The 16802-nt window shown below is 32.8% G+C and carries 17 protein-coding genes; 15 read left to right on the top strand and 2 right to left on the bottom strand.

Going from position 1 to position 16802, the window contains the following annotated elements; genetic code table 11:
- Positions 1 to 2 precede the first annotated feature (2 nt).
- The 13 genes from IEV35_RS10615 to IEV35_RS10560 all read left to right on the top strand — a co-directional run bounded on the left by IEV35_RS10615 (position 3) and on the right by IEV35_RS10560 (position 14502).
- Complete coding sequence (locus tag IEV35_RS10615; RefSeq protein ID WP_229740720.1) at positions 3 to 887, top strand: ATP-binding protein; 885 nt, start codon at positions 3 to 5, stop codon at positions 885 to 887.
- A gap of 113 nt (positions 888 to 1000) precedes the next feature.
- Complete coding sequence (locus IEV35_RS20150) at positions 1001 to 1144, top strand: hypothetical protein (RefSeq protein ID WP_229740719.1); 144 nt, start codon at positions 1001 to 1003, stop codon at positions 1142 to 1144.
- A gap of 121 nt (positions 1145 to 1265) precedes the next feature.
- Positions 1266 to 2447, top strand: coding sequence for a TniQ family protein (locus IEV35_RS10610; RefSeq protein WP_229740723.1), 1182 nt, complete (start codon positions 1266 to 1268; stop codon positions 2445 to 2447).
- A 321-nt stretch (positions 2448 to 2768) separates the two neighbouring features.
- Positions 2769 to 2978: a hypothetical protein gene (locus IEV35_RS10605; RefSeq protein WP_188384631.1), complete on the top strand. Its 210-nt coding sequence runs from the start codon at positions 2769 to 2771 to the stop codon at positions 2976 to 2978.
- On the top strand, positions 2975 to 3946 hold the full coding sequence (locus IEV35_RS10600) for a hypothetical protein (RefSeq protein ID WP_188384630.1): 972 nt from the start codon (positions 2975 to 2977) through the stop codon (positions 3944 to 3946). Before IEV35_RS10605 ends, IEV35_RS10600 begins: the two co-directional genes overlap by 4 nt.
- On the top strand, positions 3939 to 4412 hold the full coding sequence (locus IEV35_RS10595) for a hypothetical protein (protein WP_188384629.1): 474 nt from the start codon (positions 3939 to 3941) through the stop codon (positions 4410 to 4412). Before IEV35_RS10600 ends, IEV35_RS10595 begins: the two co-directional genes overlap by 8 nt.
- A gap of 5 nt (positions 4413 to 4417) precedes the next feature.
- Positions 4418 to 6445, top strand: coding sequence for a hypothetical protein (locus IEV35_RS10590; RefSeq protein WP_188384628.1), 2028 nt, complete (start codon positions 4418 to 4420; stop codon positions 6443 to 6445).
- A gap of 622 nt (positions 6446 to 7067) precedes the next feature.
- Positions 7068 to 8330, top strand: a complete 1263-nt coding sequence (gene ltrA / locus IEV35_RS10585) for a group II intron reverse transcriptase/maturase (RefSeq protein ID WP_188384654.1) — start codon at positions 7068 to 7070, stop codon at positions 8328 to 8330.
- Positions 8331 to 9555: 1225 nt separating this feature from the next.
- Positions 9556 to 10140, top strand: coding sequence for a serine hydrolase (locus tag IEV35_RS20315; RefSeq protein WP_188384627.1), 585 nt, complete (start codon positions 9556 to 9558; stop codon positions 10138 to 10140).
- 38 nt (positions 10141 to 10178) lie between these two features.
- Positions 10179 to 10835, top strand: coding sequence for a serine hydrolase (locus tag IEV35_RS10575; protein WP_268237919.1), 657 nt, complete (start codon positions 10179 to 10181; stop codon positions 10833 to 10835).
- A gap of 221 nt (positions 10836 to 11056) precedes the next feature.
- On the top strand, positions 11057 to 11749 hold the full coding sequence (locus IEV35_RS10570; protein WP_188384626.1) for a response regulator transcription factor: 693 nt from the start codon (positions 11057 to 11059) through the stop codon (positions 11747 to 11749).
- Positions 11727 to 13961 carry an MFS domain-containing histidine kinase gene (locus IEV35_RS10565; RefSeq protein ID WP_188384625.1) on the top strand — a complete coding sequence of 745 codons (2235 nt, stop codon included), beginning with the start codon at positions 11727 to 11729 and terminating at the stop codon, positions 13959 to 13961. The genes IEV35_RS10570 and IEV35_RS10565 overlap by 23 nt, the downstream gene beginning before the upstream one ends.
- Positions 13962 to 13992: 31 nt before the next feature.
- Positions 13993 to 14502 carry an RNA polymerase sigma factor gene (locus IEV35_RS10560; protein WP_188384624.1) on the top strand — a complete coding sequence of 170 codons (510 nt, stop codon included), beginning with the start codon at positions 13993 to 13995 and terminating at the stop codon, positions 14500 to 14502.
- Between the two features lie 55 nt (positions 14503 to 14557).
- Here IEV35_RS10560 and IEV35_RS10555 read toward each other — a convergent pair whose 3' ends face one another.
- The gene (locus IEV35_RS10555; RefSeq protein ID WP_188384623.1) at positions 14558 to 14698 is read right to left on the bottom strand and encodes a hypothetical protein; all 141 of its coding nucleotides are present in this window, start codon (positions 14696 to 14698) and stop codon (positions 14558 to 14560) included.
- Positions 14699 to 14830: 132 nt separating this feature from the next.
- Between IEV35_RS10555 and IEV35_RS10550 the strand changes: the two genes are divergently transcribed.
- Both IEV35_RS10550 and aroD read left to right on the top strand, forming a co-directional pair.
- On the top strand, positions 14831 to 15475 hold the full coding sequence (locus IEV35_RS10550; RefSeq protein WP_188384622.1) for a YgaN family protein: 645 nt from the start codon (positions 14831 to 14833) through the stop codon (positions 15473 to 15475).
- Between the two features lie 6 nt (positions 15476 to 15481).
- Complete coding sequence (aroD, locus tag IEV35_RS10545) at positions 15482 to 16246, top strand: type I 3-dehydroquinate dehydratase (RefSeq protein WP_188384621.1); 765 nt, start codon at positions 15482 to 15484, stop codon at positions 16244 to 16246.
- Positions 16247 to 16427: 181 nt separating this feature from the next.
- Here aroD and IEV35_RS20460 read toward each other — a convergent pair whose 3' ends face one another.
- Entirely contained in the window at positions 16428 to 16499 is a 72-nt protein-coding gene (locus IEV35_RS20460; RefSeq protein WP_373284736.1) for a putative holin-like toxin, read from the bottom strand.
- Positions 16500 to 16802 lie beyond the last annotated feature (303 nt).

Raw genomic sequence — 16802 nt, 5'->3', positions numbered from 1 at the left:
ATATGGTAAAGAACTTTCCAGTACAGTTATTAGAAGACACTCCAATTAAACGTATTGGATATTTTAAGAACTATTCTGTAGCCCATCCTTTTTTTATAGCAGCTTTTAAAGAGATATTAAAAAGAATCACTAATCCATCAACCAAACAAATATTTTTAGTTTATGGGCCAAGTGGGGTTGGAAAATCGGAATTGTTTAAAAAAGTTTTTGAAAGACTCTTAAGTGATTATAAAGTATTAATGGAGACCGATAAAAGTTTGGTTCCTATTGCTGGTTTTGAAGCAATTGCTCCTGATAATGGGAAGTATGATTGGAAAGAACATTATATTCGTGCACTTATGGCTTTGGATGAACCATTAATAGAGCATAAAATCGATATTGATAAAAATATTAATAAACAACTGAATAATAAAGAACGGCAGCCTAACAGAGCACTTAGAAGATCATTAGAAAATGCTTTGAAATTTAGAAAAACAAAAGCGATGTTAATAGATGAAGCACAACACATGACATTTAATGGTTCTGCCAAGACTGCGACAGACCAAATGAATTTAATCAAATCATTAGTTTCTATATCGAATACACCTCATGTCTTGTTTGGCACTTACGAAATATTAGATTTTAGAGACTCTCTTGGTCAGTTATCTAGACGAGGATTAGATATACACTTTAGAAGATATGATGTTCGTAAAAAAGATGATCAAGAAATGTTTATAAAAACTCTGTGGAATCTTCAAAAACAAATCCCCTTATTAACCGAACCTAACCTCGTTGAGCATTGGAAGTATTTTTATCAAGTAAGTGCAGGATGTATAGGGATACTAAAGGATTTGATTGAACAACATTTGAGTATAATTTACTTGAAATCCCAAATTTACCAACATTAACATTAGAACATTTTAAAGAATATGCGTTAACAACTAATCAAATACACAATTTAGCAAAAGAAGCAATAGATGGTGAAGCTACTGTTGAAAATAACAACAAACAAGATGATGATGTGGCCGTACTCTTAGGCATGCCAGGTTTTGAAAATAAAACAGAGAAAAGAGAATCTGAAAATCATGTAAATAAGGGTACAGATAAGAAAACAAGTAAAGCTGGAGTTAGAAATCCGAAAAGGGATGCAGTGGGCGATATATAAGTTAGTGCATGTTACTTCTATCAAGTATAAATTTTCTACAGTTTATAGTCCTAATGCTTGACGGATAAAGGATAATAATTCATTGAAATTAAAATATAAGTTGGAGGAATGTAATGTGGGAATGTCTATTAGTAATGAAATTAGTTATCCTTTGAGGAGTACTCTCTACAATTTGGAACCTATAGGTATAGGTACTTCAATGGTAGAAAGTCTTACTAGTTATTTGATAAGGTTATCAAATGTACATAATTTGAGAATAAAAAGTCTAATACAATATCTGATATATCCCCTATTTAGTGAATCCGCTGATTATTTAAAGAGCAATGATAGTAACTTCAATCGCATTGGTAGGTTTGTAGATGGATGTACTTTATTAACAATTGAATTTATTAATGCCTTAGAACACTTGACTTCTAGAATGGATTTAAGAAACCTTACCTTAATCTCGTGGAATGGCATTACCAATTATAAAGTAATAAATCTTTACAAAAAATGGTGTCCTCAATGTTTAGACAAAATGAAGGAAGAGAATGGCACTTTTTATCAACCATTATTATGGAATATACAATATGTAAGTATTTGCCCCCTACATAATTGTCCTCTCATAAACACTTGTCCTTCGTGTAAAAGATCCCAACCGGCATTGAATTCGAAAGGAAGCATTGCTACTTGTTATAGTTGTAATACATGGTTAAGTACGGATAAATACAAAAATGATGAGGTGAAAATTAATTGTTTTGACATTTGGATAGCTTCAGCTATTGGCGAGTTAATTATCGATACTCGGAAGATACTAAATTCCCCTATAATTAAACTGATTAAGGCTTTAGAAAGTGTCTTTACAGATATAACTATTCCAATTGAAAGTATTTTAGTATTTTTAGCAAATAAGTATAGTCATAAGACTGAAATAGCTCTTAAGTTGCGTAAAGATTTTATCATATATGGTTGTGATGATAAATATACGGATCAATTTTATAATTTACTTGGATTAATTTATATTATCGGAGCCCCAGTTCAGATAATATATGACTTTAGTTCTTTTAATGTTTCTGCATTACCAATATTGAATGACCTTAAGGACTGTAAGATAAAATACCTTCGTAATAAAAAGCTGTTCAGAGATTTTGACTATATCATACATAATTTCTATCCCCTTCCTTCACCTGAAGAAATTCTCCGAATAACAGGGGATACAGATAATCTATTAATTGAATATATAGAGGATTATTTAGAAGAGAGAAATATATTAATAGAATATAATAATGAAATTAAGACCAGGAAACCTAATAAAAGACGATGAGGAAATATAAATCTCACTTGCTTGTCAATTAGGTCTTTTGTTATTGTTTCCTTTAAAATCATTTGTTACTATTCTGTCTACGATTTGGAGTTTGACATTTAGATGACAGTTACCCAGCCACCGAGAACGACACGCGGGCACAACTATGGAGGAATTACTTAAGTAGTAGCGATATCTGATTTGTGGTATTTTTCCGAAGGTTGACACTAAAATATGGTAAGATTAGGTATATAGTCATAATTAGAGATAAATATACTTACTATAAAAATTATTGATTAAAAGAATGGATAATAAAAATGAGTCTTTGAATAGGGGATTATTATGATTGATAATATATTAGAAAACCAATCTTATTACTTTGTAGATAAAGAAATAGTGATTGTTAATCATAGAAATCTCTTAAATTTAGCAATTGTTAGATACGTAGATTCAAATAAAGAATTTGTAGTTGATATTAATTTTATTGAAACAAAACCATCGAAAGAAAGATTTATTTCTATAAAAGATATAGTCGGGGAGAGGAACAAATGATACTAGAATTTTTAGATTCTTCAATAGATGGGGATAGTTGGGAAACTTTATCTATATCTTGTTATAAAATGAGATATCAAAATGAGCATTTTCAAGAAGTACCAGCACAACACAAGGGTGATGGGGGGATTGAAGGTTTTACACGTTCTGGAGTTGTAATCCAATGTTATTGCCCAGAAGATATGAATTATTCTAATGACGATTTATACTCACATCATAGAGATAAAGTTACAGATGATATTGCAAAATTTATAGATGAAAAAAATGCTAAAGTATTAAAGAGCTTAGGACTCCCTCTTATTAAAGAGTGGCATTTTGTTATTCCAGAATATAAGGATAAGAGGATTATTCAACATAATGCTAAAAAAACTGAACTTGTAAGGAAAGTCAGAGAAAGTAATCCAGAATTATATGATTATATTTCTAAGGATTTTACAATTATCATAAAAACCGCAGAGGATTTTAGAATTGAACTCACTAGAATATTAAGAAGTAATCTTACTGATACAAAGTTAAGTTTTGCTATTTTGCAAGATACATCAGTTGATTGGTCTGGGTGTCCGAATGAGAAGGTGGAAAATGTTAAGAGAAAACTAATTGCGATTAACCCGGAATTTAAAACCGATACTAAAAGTCTGGATATGTTATTGGATATGTATATGTCAGCGTATATATCAGGAATTGAACTCATGGAGCGCTTAGGAGAAGGTTTTCCTGACATCAGAAAAGACATATTAGATTTAGCAAGTCAATATAAAAGGCATGTAGCATCAAGAACCCTTTTAAATAGAGATAGGACAATGAATGCTGATATCTTCAATGAAATATCCAATGACTTTGAAGAAAAACTCAGAATTGAATTTAAACATATAAATAATGCTTCCATAATGAATTTAAAAATGGATTTAATTGCAAGTTGGCTTGCTGATTGTTCAATGGAATTTAAAGGAGAAATAAAAAATGGATAAAGGTGACTTTATATTAACGGATTATATTGTTTTTGATTCGAAACCTGATGCGGTCCCTTATCATTATAGGCTAAGTTTTAAAATATCACTTGCTTGTTTAATTTTAGGTTTATCGTGTGGTAGAAGTGGATGTTCATTATCTAAATTACATTTAATTATTGTCTCTATGTACTCCGAAAAGGAAAAAAATACTTTGCTAAATTATGTGAATGGGGATTTCAATCAATACTTGATATTGAGATTTGATCCTACCATAAATAAAACAGTTGATTTCATGTTAGCAGAAAAAATAATATTTCAACAAAGTAATGGCTTGTTTAGATTAACAACTTCAGGGAAAAGTTTTCTTGAGAAAATTATGGACGATGATAAATTATTAATAAGTGAAAAGGAATTCTTAAAAAAACTATCAAATAAGCTTACGGAAAATGTTATAGATAAGTTAAAAAGAACATTAATGGGGTGAATCATGTGATACGAATAGGAAGAGTCAGAGTAGAAATAACTACGGAAAATGATATTATTGGCTTTGATGATACATTTGATCAAGAAATGAATATTATTTGCAGTGAATTAAATACCAGTGGAAAAAGTTCAATAATATCAATCATTTATTATGGTTTAGGTTTGGAAGAAATAATTGGTGGTAAAGGGCATAATGTACTAAGCTCCGCTTTTAAAACTAAAGTAGAATGTGGAACAGAAGAGCTTGATGTTTTAGAGTCAAAAGTATTTCTTGAAATTTCTAATGGTAGTGAGATTATTACTATTTTAAGAACTGCAAAAAATAAAAATAGAGATACCAATCTAATGACTATCTATTATTCGAACATGGATCATATTAATAATATAGAAACTAAAAGTGAAGACATGTATGTCCATTCTCAAAATTCAGCTACCAGTAATAAAGGATTCTTCACATTTTTGGAATCCTTTATAGGATTGAATTTGCCTAAAGTTCCAACTACAGATGATAAAGAAAGAAAGTTATACTTGCAATTGGTTTTTTCTAGTATGCTAATAGAACAAAAAAGAGGTTGGTCTGATCTTTTTTCAGGTATGCCTCATTTTGGAATTAGAGAGCCCAAAAAAAGAGTAATTGAATATCTGTTAAATATGGATACTCTTAAAAATGAAAAGTTAAGATATAGTTTAAAAATCAAAGAAAGTAGAATTGCTGAAAAGTGGAAACAAATCTATTTTGAAACAGCTAAAAAATTGGAGAATATTAGGTTAGTGCTAAAGGGAGTAACTGAAAAGGTCGAGATTATAGATGATCCTAGTCAACAAATTAAGGTTGTTTATCAAAATGAAGACCAAGTCCTCACAATCGAAGAGTATATTGAGTTGAAAAGAAAAGAATATAATAACTTAATTAAAATTAAGCCTAGAGATATCGATAATTTTCAAGAATTAAAAATTGAACTTAAAAAAATTGAAGAAGATATTATTGTTCATGAAGAAAAAATTAAGCAACTGAAAATTAATATGAATAATGAAGAATCAAGTTTGGGTAGATTATTAAATAGCTTAAAATTAATTCAAACAGACATTCTAAACAACCAGGATGCTAAAAAACTGAGGAATCTGGGATCAGAAGAGGGATTTAATTCATTTAAAGATATTTGTCCAACTTGTAATCAACCAATATCTGATACATTATTAGTGAGTCAGAATGTAGCAGATGTAATGGATATTGACGATAATATTAAACACTTAAAATCCCAAGAAAAATTATTCGAGTATGCTATTGAACAAAAGAAAATAAATATAAAAAATATTGAAAATAACATTCTTATATTAGAGAATACAGTCACTAAGATGTATCAACTTTCAAGGATAACGAGAAATGATATTTTTGCGATTGATGGTTCAGTTTCAGAAAGTACTATTTATAAAAAGGTAGAATTAAATAATACAATATCCGAATTAGAAAAGATAAAAGCAGAAGTTGGGGCGGCGATAAATGAGTTCAAAGAACTATCTGAAGAATGGAAACAATATCTTGGGGATTTAAGTAAATTGCCTAAAAATAAGTTTACTAGTTTGGATGAGAAAAAAATTAAGTCTTTGAGAGATTACTTTGTTTCAAACCTAAAGGTATTTGGATATAGGAGTTCTTCGGACATTAATAAAGTTATGATTTCGCGAGATACCTACATGCCTATAATTGAGAATTTCGATTTAAAATTTGATTCATCTGCTAGTGATCATATTAGAAGGATTTGGGCATTTACTATAGCGCTAGTACAAACATCTAATGAATTAAATGGGAATCATCCAGGAATTCTTATATTTGATGAACCTGGTCAGCATAGTATAGTTGTGGAAGATATGAAAGCTTTCTTAGAATGTTTAATAGAATTGGCTGCCGAGACCCAAATTATTGTAGGAATAACAATCAAAGAAACAGACACTCGAGAGTTAGTATTTAAGAAGATTTCAGAAGGTTCCAAAGGAATAATAATTAAGGATAGAGCTTTTAATAAACTAAATTAATGGAAAGCAACTATAAAGTACTTTTTAAATTAACAAACTAAGTTCACTACCTAAACTGGTAGTGGGCTTATTTATAGTGTGCCAGGCATGCACACATTCTCTAGGGTTGAAGTCCTGAATCACGAAGGCAGTAGTAGTGATTAGCTTAAGACAAGGGTGTCTAGGGTGACCTAGAATCTGAAGGAAGTCAGCGGCAAATCTCCGCCTCGAGGAACACAAACTTCATATAAGGCTAGATGTTCTTGGATGAGACTGCTATACAAGTTGAAGTCCTTACTGCCAAAGGGAGCATAGAGTAAATGGAGCGAGGACATGGAGAGGAAGAATGTGTGCTTACCCTGGGAGGTCTGATAGAAATGCGGTACACCTGCCGTAACCGAACATGAGAATGTTCGCTGAACTATCAGAAGTCAGCCGAAGCCATAGTACCGAATGCTCCTAGGGTATTCGGGAAGGGCTGAATCATCTAAGGAGAATTGCCACTTTGCATACGCAACACTTGATGACGCAGAAACATAAGAACCTTCCTAATGGAGGAAACGATGAATCTCGTGGGGGACATTAGAAGGGCTGAAAGTAGTTGCCACATAAGAAGGACGGACAATTCGCGTAGGAGTTCGATATCATGTTGGAAAGAATACTATCACGGGAAAACTTAATACAAGCACTAAAACGTGTAGAAAGAAACAAAGGAAGTCATGGTGTGGATGATATGCCTGTACAAAACCTACGAGCACATATCATGAAACAGTGGACTACCATTCGGGAACAACTCGAAAAGGGAACCTACTACCCTCAACCTGTTCGTCGTGTCGAAATCCCGAAACCAAACGGTGGGAAGAGAAAGTTAGGTATCCCTACCGTGACAGACCGATTCCTCCAACAAGCAATCGCACAAGTCCTAACGGAAGTTTACGACCCTACATTTTCGCGATACAGTTATGGATTCCGTCCAAACAAGCGCGGACATGATGCGGTGAGACAAGCTAGAAATTATATCAAGCAGGGTTACCGTTGGGTAATCGATATGGATTTAGAGAAATTCTTCGATAAAGTAAATCATGACAGACTGATGCGAACATTAAGTAAAAGAATTCAAGACCCAATGGTCTTGAAATTAATCAGAAGATATTTACAGGCAGGAATTATGGAAGATGGGTTAGCTTGTCCTAATACAGAAGGTACTCCCCAAGGAGGCCCCCTAAGTCCACTACTTTCCAATATTGTCCTCGATGAACTGGATAAAGAACTGGAGAAAAGAGGACTTCACTTCGTCCGTTATGCAGACGACTGTAATATCTATGTTCGCTCCAAACGTGCGGGTTTACGAATCATGAATACTATCACTAAATTCATAGAAGAGAAACTGAAACTCAAAGTAAATGGAGACAAAAGTGCGGTAGACCGCCCATGGAGACGCAAATTCCTTGGATTTTCTTTTACCATCCAGAAGGAAACCCCGAAAATCCGGGTTTCAAAAGAAAGTGTAAAACGCTTTAAACAGCGAGTTCGTGAACTGACTTCTAGAAGGAAATCGGTGGCGATGGATAGAAGGATGGAGAAACTAAATCGATTCCTAATAGGTTGGTTAGGCTACTACCAACTGGCAGAAACGCCTTCTTTATTCAAGAAACTAGATGCCTGGATAAGAAGAAGGTTACGAATGATTCGTTGGAAGGAATGGAAAAAAGTCCAAACAAGGTACCATAACTTAATTCGATACGGAATTAAGAAAGGAAAAGCGTGGGAATGGGCTAACACAAGAAAGGGATACTGGCGAATAGCTAAAAGCCCAATCTTGCATAAAGCCCTTGACGACCAATATTGGTCAGGCCAAGGGCTAAAGAGTCTATTTAGTAGATATCAAACGTTACGTTGGACTTAGATGGAACCGCCGTATACGGAACCGTACGTACGGTGGTGTGAGAGGTCGGAGGTTAATCGCCTCCTCCTACTCGATTCTATTTGTTTTAAAATTCCAGAGGTGATACAGAATATCTAGAGTATTTTTAAAAGATGGAAGGTATTAAACCGGTCCAAAATCAATTATAACGTATAAGCTTTCATAAAGTATTTTTCTAAATTAAAAAGCTTCAGTAAGTATTAAAAATGGCGAAAAAAATCTATAAAAAAGTAGTTATAAATAAAATACTATGTATAAAGTAGTTAAAAATAGCATTAGAAACGGCACTAATAATAGGCTTTGAAAACATATGCTTGATTTAAAATATATTTATGCTTGAAGTCTCACTATGACTTGAAGCATAATATTGCCGAAGTGGTAACGATATCCCTTTAATTAATTATAGTTCTAAAAAGTAGTTTCCGTCATGCTGCTATTAAAAGGATCAATCTCTCAACAAGGTTGGTCCTTTTTTGTGTTACTCACGATACTCAATGTTTCTTCAAGAAAATACTTCAAGTTAGAAAACGAATATATCAGCTTAGCTGAATTTACTAAACATCGTCTAAAAAAATATTGCATTGTTATTTCGCTTTTTTCATTTCACAATCAAACTACTTACCAATGATGTGCCTCTTATATAACACCATCTTATAGCAGAAAGGGGCTAAATAAGATAGTATGATGGTGTTGATAATTATTATCTTTAATACTCGCTGAACATCGGTGACAAATAGGACAATCGGAGCCAACACTACAAATAACGCTGCAACTACTAAGAATAATTTTGATGCCAAACTTGCAATATGAGGTGTTTCACAATTCTTACACTTCACAGTTTTGTGTGGTAGCCAAATTAGCATGTAAAGTTGAAACCAAGAAAAATCGCTATTACATATTTTGCAAGTCTCCATTACCTCACTCTCTTTCTTTTTTAAGTATTTTATTCATGCATTCTAAAGTTACTGAATTTTATACTCTACAATAATTTCTATGAGTCCTGTGTAGTTACTATTACGATACGTTGCTTTTTCAAAACGTTTTCACCAATTATTATCAGCTCAATATGCTCTGTTTTTTCTTTTATTGTCTAAATTGGAGGGCTAGCAATCTCATTTGATAGATGAAACATTTTGAGTATTATAACGTATGAATAGTTGAATGTATTAGTTATGGAATTAGTTTTTTATAGAAAGGATGTATTTCAATGTACCCATTTCTATGGCTTCTCTTTATAGGAATTACTGTTATTTATGTATTCCCCATATTTATTCCTAAATATCGAACAAAGTGGAATGTCATACGGGCAATCGTAATGACAGCTGCCATTATTTTAGGAATTCTCGCTATTGAACTATTGCTCTTTCCACCATTAATGATTATGATCATTTTAATCATTATCAGCTTTCTTACAGACAAATCTACATATACGAAAAAAGGTATGATTGTGACTGGGATAATAATTGCTCTAATTATTGCTGGTGCATATTACTTATTTCACGATGATCCTGATTTTGTGCAAAAGTATATTGATAATAACCCAGAATTTGCTTCTATGTATGTAAGTGTTGATGGAGAAACCGTAATAAACAAACAAGGTGATGTGAAACGCCCACTTGCTAGTACTGTAAAGGCAGTTATTGCAATTGAATATGTCAACCAAGTAGTGGAAGGGAAAATTGATCCTGAAGAATGGGTTTCATTGGAGAAATTAGATAAGTTCTATCTTGCTAATACTGATGGTGGGGCACATCCGGCATGGTTAGATGAAATGAAATCCACAAAAAAATAGACGATGAAAGAATTCAACTACAAGATGTAGCAAAAGGTATGATTAAATTTAGTTCCAATGCTAATACAGATTTCCTAATAGAGAAATTAGGAGCTGACTCAATAAATGATGTCATAACTGATTTGGAGTTAGAAAACCATGATCCGGTCTATCCAATTGTTTCTGCTCTATTGACGTCTACTTATTTAAAACAGCAAAATGATTGGAGTAATGATGAAATAAAGGCACATCTTCAATCGATGTCAATGGATGGGTACCGCAGCTTAGTATGGGAAATCCATGATAAGATAAAACAAGGTGGGCAAGAATTTAATACTGGTCAATTTTCTTTCCCTAAGGACTTACAAAGAATCTGGTCTGATCGATTGCCGAATGCGACTACGGAGGATTATGCAAAAATAATGCAAGCTATTTCAAACAATGAAGCGACCATACCAGGTGGAGATAAAATATTAAGAGAGATAATGGAATGGCCAATGGAATTATACGAATCTAATCGAGAAATGTATGCTCATTTTGGGGCGAAAGGTGGTTCAACAGCATTCGTGCTAAATCAAGCATTATATGTGGAGGATCACAATGGAAAGAAAATAGAAGTAGTCATTTTTACAGAGGGTTTGTCATTCATTGAGCAAATAAAAATGAATCGAAGTATGAATTCCTTTTTAATAAAAGTTCTTAACGAACATTTATAGTTATTTGGATAATCCTGAAAATTAGTTAAATAAACCAATAGAAAAGGTTTGCCTCCACTAGGCAAATCTTTTTCTATTTGATAGGCTAAATTTTAATAGATTCTCTTTAAATAGAGGATTATCATACAATCTTAAGTAATTCTTAAGAAAATTAATGGATGATTATTAAGAATTAGTGTTTATGATAAATATAGTAACCCGCGGGAAAGGTGATGTATCAAATGGTACAATATAATGTTTTAGTCGTAGACGATGAAAAAGAAATTCGAGATGCTATTGAAATTTATTTAAAAAATGAAGGTATTACCGTACTGAAAGCAAAAGATGGCATTGAAGCCCTAGATATACTACATCAGCACGAAGTACATCTTATTATTTTGGATGTGATGATGCCAAGACTTGATGGAATTTCTGCTACATATAAGATTCGTGAACAAAAGAATATCCCTATCATCATCTTAAGTGCTAAAAGTGAAGATACCGATAAAATATTAGGCTTACAAGTCGGGGCAGACGATTATATAACGAAGCCATTTAATCCGATGGAGTTGGTTGCACGAGTAAAGTCTCAACTTAGAAGATATGTTTCGCTTGGTACATTTGAAGGTGCAAATAAGGTAATTGATTTGAATGGATTAACGTTAGATCCAGTTTCCAAGGAAGTGAAGGCTCATGGGGAAATAGTCAAACTAACACCAATTGAATATAAAATTGTGGAATTATTAATGACAAATGCTGGACGTGTCTTCTCTATTAGCGAGATTTATGAACGAGTATGGAAAGAACCAAATTACAATGCAGAAAACACGGTTGCAGTTCATATTCGAAAAATTCGAGAAAAGATAGAAATCGATTCTAAAAATCCGAGATTTTTAAAGGTGGTATGGGGCATTGGGTACAAAATGGAAAAGTAGTTTAGTCATTATGATTATATGCGCTATTTTATTTACTTTTGGTGTAAGTGGTATTTTCTTACTGGCAGACCATGGCAATTATTACGCGCATAAAAGTTATTTTCATACATCAGAATTTAGATATGAAGAGGTTCAAAGGTTCACTAATCTGATAGGAACTTTTGAAGTAAATGATCTTTCAATAGAAGAGGCAAAGGAAAAAATTACAGTTTCTGATGAAGAAATTGAAGAGCATCGGTATCGCTATGGGGATTTAGCAGAACAGATTGAAAGTATTAATCATCGATATGAAGGGTTAATTCAAGAAGCTCTGGATAGTGATAATCAACAAGCAGCAGACGTCTATAAAAAGGAACGAGACACAAAAATTGAAGATATCACCATGAATTTTGAAAGTGATGAACATGTCGAAGCAAAAATTATAAAAGAAAAAGAACAAATTATTGACGAATATTACAAGGAAAGAGAAAGTTATCGCTCGCTTTACGAAGAGCTGAAGAACAGTTTTCAGTATTATTTTAAGGATAATAGTTCTGGAAAAATTTATACGAATATCGAATCATCCAATCCTTCATTAAATGACATTAATGATAGAGAGATGTATTACACGGAGAGTTTAACGATTGATAATGTGCAAATGATTGAATACGAAATTCCTAATAGTGAAGTTGTCTATGAAATGGTAGAAGGTTCATACACAACGTTAGAAGGGAAAATTGGAGTACCAAAATCACTACCGTCTTACAATGTTTTCGTCATTCATTATGATGAATACAAAAAGGAACAAATCGTTTATTGGACTGTTGTGGGACTTAATATCATTGCGCTATTCTTGTCCTTGATTATCTTCAAGAAAGCTAAGCATTCACGAGCAGAACTGATTAGATGGAAAAAATATTATGACAAAATACCGATAGATGTTCGAGCAATTTTATTTGCCATTACCCTTCTTTATATACCTGGAATGTTTTTCTTATTTGGATTTGTCGTTTTTGAAGTCACAACAGTTAGCTTACTAGAAATAGTAATTGCGGTCTTTGGATTTGCTATCGGCTTATTCTTGGCATTATTACAACTAGTATATATTCTAGCAACATTGAAAGAATGGAACAAATTGAAGACCCAATGGGAACATAGTATTAGCTATAGATTATTTAAGGAACTCAAAAAAATAATAGTAGTTTTAGTTGATAAGTTAAAAGTAGCTTTTTTAGATCAAACTACAGGAACCCAAATCATTTTACTATTTGGAGCAGTGTTTATACTAGGATTAACTGCTCTTATTGTATCCGTACATCCGATATTCTTTTTTGTATACCTTGCTATCCTTGGTGGTGTAGGAATACCTATTGCCCTTATGATTATTAATAAAATCGGTGAATTTAATCGAATTGTTGAAACTACGGATGAACTAGCAAAAGGAAATTTAAGTCATAATCTACAAGTTAAAGGTTATTCTGTCCTTAGCAAACTAGCTCAGAATATAAATAAATTAAAATCTGGTGTCAAAGAGTCGCAGACAGAACAAGCAAAAAGTGAACGACTAAAAACGGAGTTAATAACAAATGTTAGTCATGATTTAAGAACACCTCTAACCTCTATCATAACGTACACAGAATTACTAAAAGAGCAAGAGGGGCTAACAGATGAAGGGTCAGCATATTTAGAAATTATTGACCGTAAATCGAAGCGGCTAAAAGTGTTAATTGATGACTTATTTGAGGTGTCTAAGATGACAAGTGGAACTATTGAATTGAATAAAGAGAAGGTCGATCTTGTCCAATTATTACAGCAGGCATTGGGTGAATACGACGATTTAATCAATGATTCTACGCTACAGTTTAGAGTAACCCATGATGATCCTCCTTTAAATGCTCTAGTGGACGGACAAAAATTATGGAGAGTGTTTGATAATTTAATTGGGAATATCTTAAAGTACTCTCTAGATTATTCAAGAGTATATATTAATTTAACAGCAAATGACCGAAATGCCATCATCACGTTTAAAAATGTTTCTAAGTATGAATTGAACGAAAACACGGATGAACTATTTGAACGATTTAAACGAGGCGATACCTCTCGCCATACAGACGGGAGTGGACTTGGATTAGCTATTGCTCAATCAATAGTCGAACTCCATGAAGGAAGTCTTGATATCCAAACAGATGGTGACTTGTTTAAAGTAACAATTACTTTAGCGATAGAAGAATAGGAGGAGCAGGAGAGGAAAGGAAAGATAAAAAATGGATGGAATAAATTTTACAAACATATATAAGCAATATTATAACCGGGTTTATCGAATTAGTTTATCGATCATAAAAGATCCTGGATTCGCTGAGGATATTGTGCAAGAAACGTTTATTAAAGCATGGAGAAAAGTAGATTCTATTCAAGAGGAAGAGAAGATTGGATCATGGTTATCCGTTATTGCGAAAAGAACGGCAATTGACATGTTACGTCAAGTAGAGAATAAACATCCGGCTCTTTTAGATGAAGAATACCTAATGAATATTGGAGACAATAGTAATGGTCATGTAGAAAAAGAAGTTGAAATCCTTTTCCTAACTAAGGAAATTAATCAATGCATAAGGAGCTTACAACCGATTTATCGGGATGTGCTTTTACTAAAGATTAATTATGAGTTGAAAGGTGTAGAGATTGCCAGACGATTAAATCTTGCCGTGCCTACAGTAAAAACGAGAATGTTACGTGCAAGAAGGCAACTACAGGAAATGATTACAAATATTGCTTAACACGATACCCCTAGATGAAAATATCTTTCTAGGGGTTTATCAATTACTAGAGACTCTACATATCTTCATTATCTCGATCTTTATATTTACTGTTACTCAGTACTTGTGCCAAGCTTTGAATGAATCGGTCCTTTTCTTCATCTGTATAAGCTTTTTTCGGTTTACTATGATTGTTTAGATTGCTCTTTTTATCCATCGAACATCTCCTCCTTAGGTGTAGTCTTACCAGAATTCATTCTGTTATGATTTAGAATGAATAAGTAATAACTATATTCTATGTGTAACGAAATGTGGTACCATTCTTTTATAATAGTTAAATGAATTGGAGGTGTTCGTAATTAAAAAGGCAATAATTTTTTTATTACTTCTATTAATTATTTTAGTAACAAGTGGATGTGAAGAATCGAAATCAAACACCATAAATATGGTGAAAGAAGCCGAGCTAACAGATAGAGAAGATGCTATTCTAAATACCCTATCTGATAAAGCATTTCTATTTGATTTTAAAGTTGAGGATGACTATCAAGGAGTAACTGTTTGGATTGAAAAGTATGAATCAGGAAAGTTTGTGAATGAAATTGGTAGCATCGGATCAAGCTTAAAGGAAAAAGAGGGAACGATTGTATTCACTACTGAAAAAAATCCAGATGAACAAAATGAAGGTACTTATCATATTGGTATACATACGAGTGGTGGCGTTGGTACTGGAACAGGAAATGAAAATTTTCCAGACAATGTTCCAAACATGTCAACTACATGGGGTAATATTATGGATGAAGGAATTCCAATTAATGAAGGTGAACTTGTACTAGCAGGGATTGGCTACTCAGACAAAAATTCAATTTATGGGTTTACTACTAGCTTTTTTGAAAATCCGGAAAGTCATATGAGTGATTTAGAACAATATAATGTAGCCTATTTATTAAAGGTGCAATTTACGAAGTCGAATATAAGTGAAATCGATAGGGAGTAACTAATAATGAAGGTTATTAACGTAAGAGATATAATGATTGGAGAGGGAATGCCAAAAGTTATCGTACCATTAGTGGAAAAAACAGAAAGTAAACTAATTGATGAATGTGTACGCATTATGGAATTTAACCCAGATATTATCGAATGGCGTGTTGATTCATTAAGTACTGTAGAAGATTTATATTCTGTACAAAGATTACTTGAATTAATTAGAGGTGAAATTGGAGATATTCCCTTATTATTTACGTTTAGAACTATCGAAGAGGGTGGCAACAAAAAAGTTTCCCTTCCGTATTATAAAGAGCTTTTAAATACAGCAATACAATCAAGACTAGTTGATTTAGTTGATATTGAACTTAATATGGATGAGGAAACAGTAAATGAACTAGTTGCATCTGCGAAAGAATTTGGTGTGTATGTTGTAATGTCTAATCATGATTTTCAACAAACACCAATGAAAGAAGAGATTATAAGACGCTTATGTAAAATGCAAGATCTTGGTGCAGATATTCCTAAAATAGCTGTGATGTCTACTAACACAAAAGATGTAGTGACACTTCTAGATGCTTCACAAGAATTAAGGTCCAAATATTTAGAGTGTCCATTCATTGCTATCTCAATGGGAAAGATGGGGATAATCTCTAGATTAGCAGGTGAAATATTTGGATCTGCAGCGACTTTTGCTTCTGTTGTCAATCAGTCAGCACCAGGTCAGATTCCTATTTCAGAAGTTCGAAACATCCTTCATTTAATAAATCATTATAGTAAATAATAAAGTAAGAGAATTCTGTACAATTACCTATTCCGTGTTATAATAAATGTAGAAAATAATATACTAATAAAAACCGTCCATGCGGTAACATGGAACGGCTACAACAGATTTGCCCCAGCAAGAGGGGTGGCGCAAAGAGAGTTAATCCCTCAAGGCCCAGCTAAAGCACATGAGGGATGAATTAATCTTTTTTGGAAATGACTAAAGCAATTAACATGCTGAATGAAATCATCAGCGTTAATACTTCGAACATATCCATGGCAACACCTCCTTTCCAGGAGAAAAGAGCATGCGCCAACCCTCATGTGAAGCTTGTCTGTTGTATTTTTATTGTAGCATAATCGAACATATGTTTCCAATGGATAATTGGAACTATTTAACACCCGTCATTAAGAGGGGTGTTTTTTGTTTTTTAAGTCTAACTATTAATTTTCTAAGCCACCTTTTGTGTAGAGTAAGTTCTATCGGGTAATTTGATAAATAAAGTAACTAAAAAAGATAGTCAATACACGAACAAAATGGAACAAACATGAAGAAACATGAATATATTATTGAC

It is taken from the genome of Ornithinibacillus halotolerans, from assembly GCF_014637405.1.
Taxonomy (GTDB): domain Bacteria; phylum Bacillota; class Bacilli; order Bacillales; family Amphibacillaceae; genus Ornithinibacillus; species Ornithinibacillus halotolerans.
Note: the sequence above shows the minus strand (reverse complement) of the source record. Positions and strands in the feature narration are given on the sequence as shown.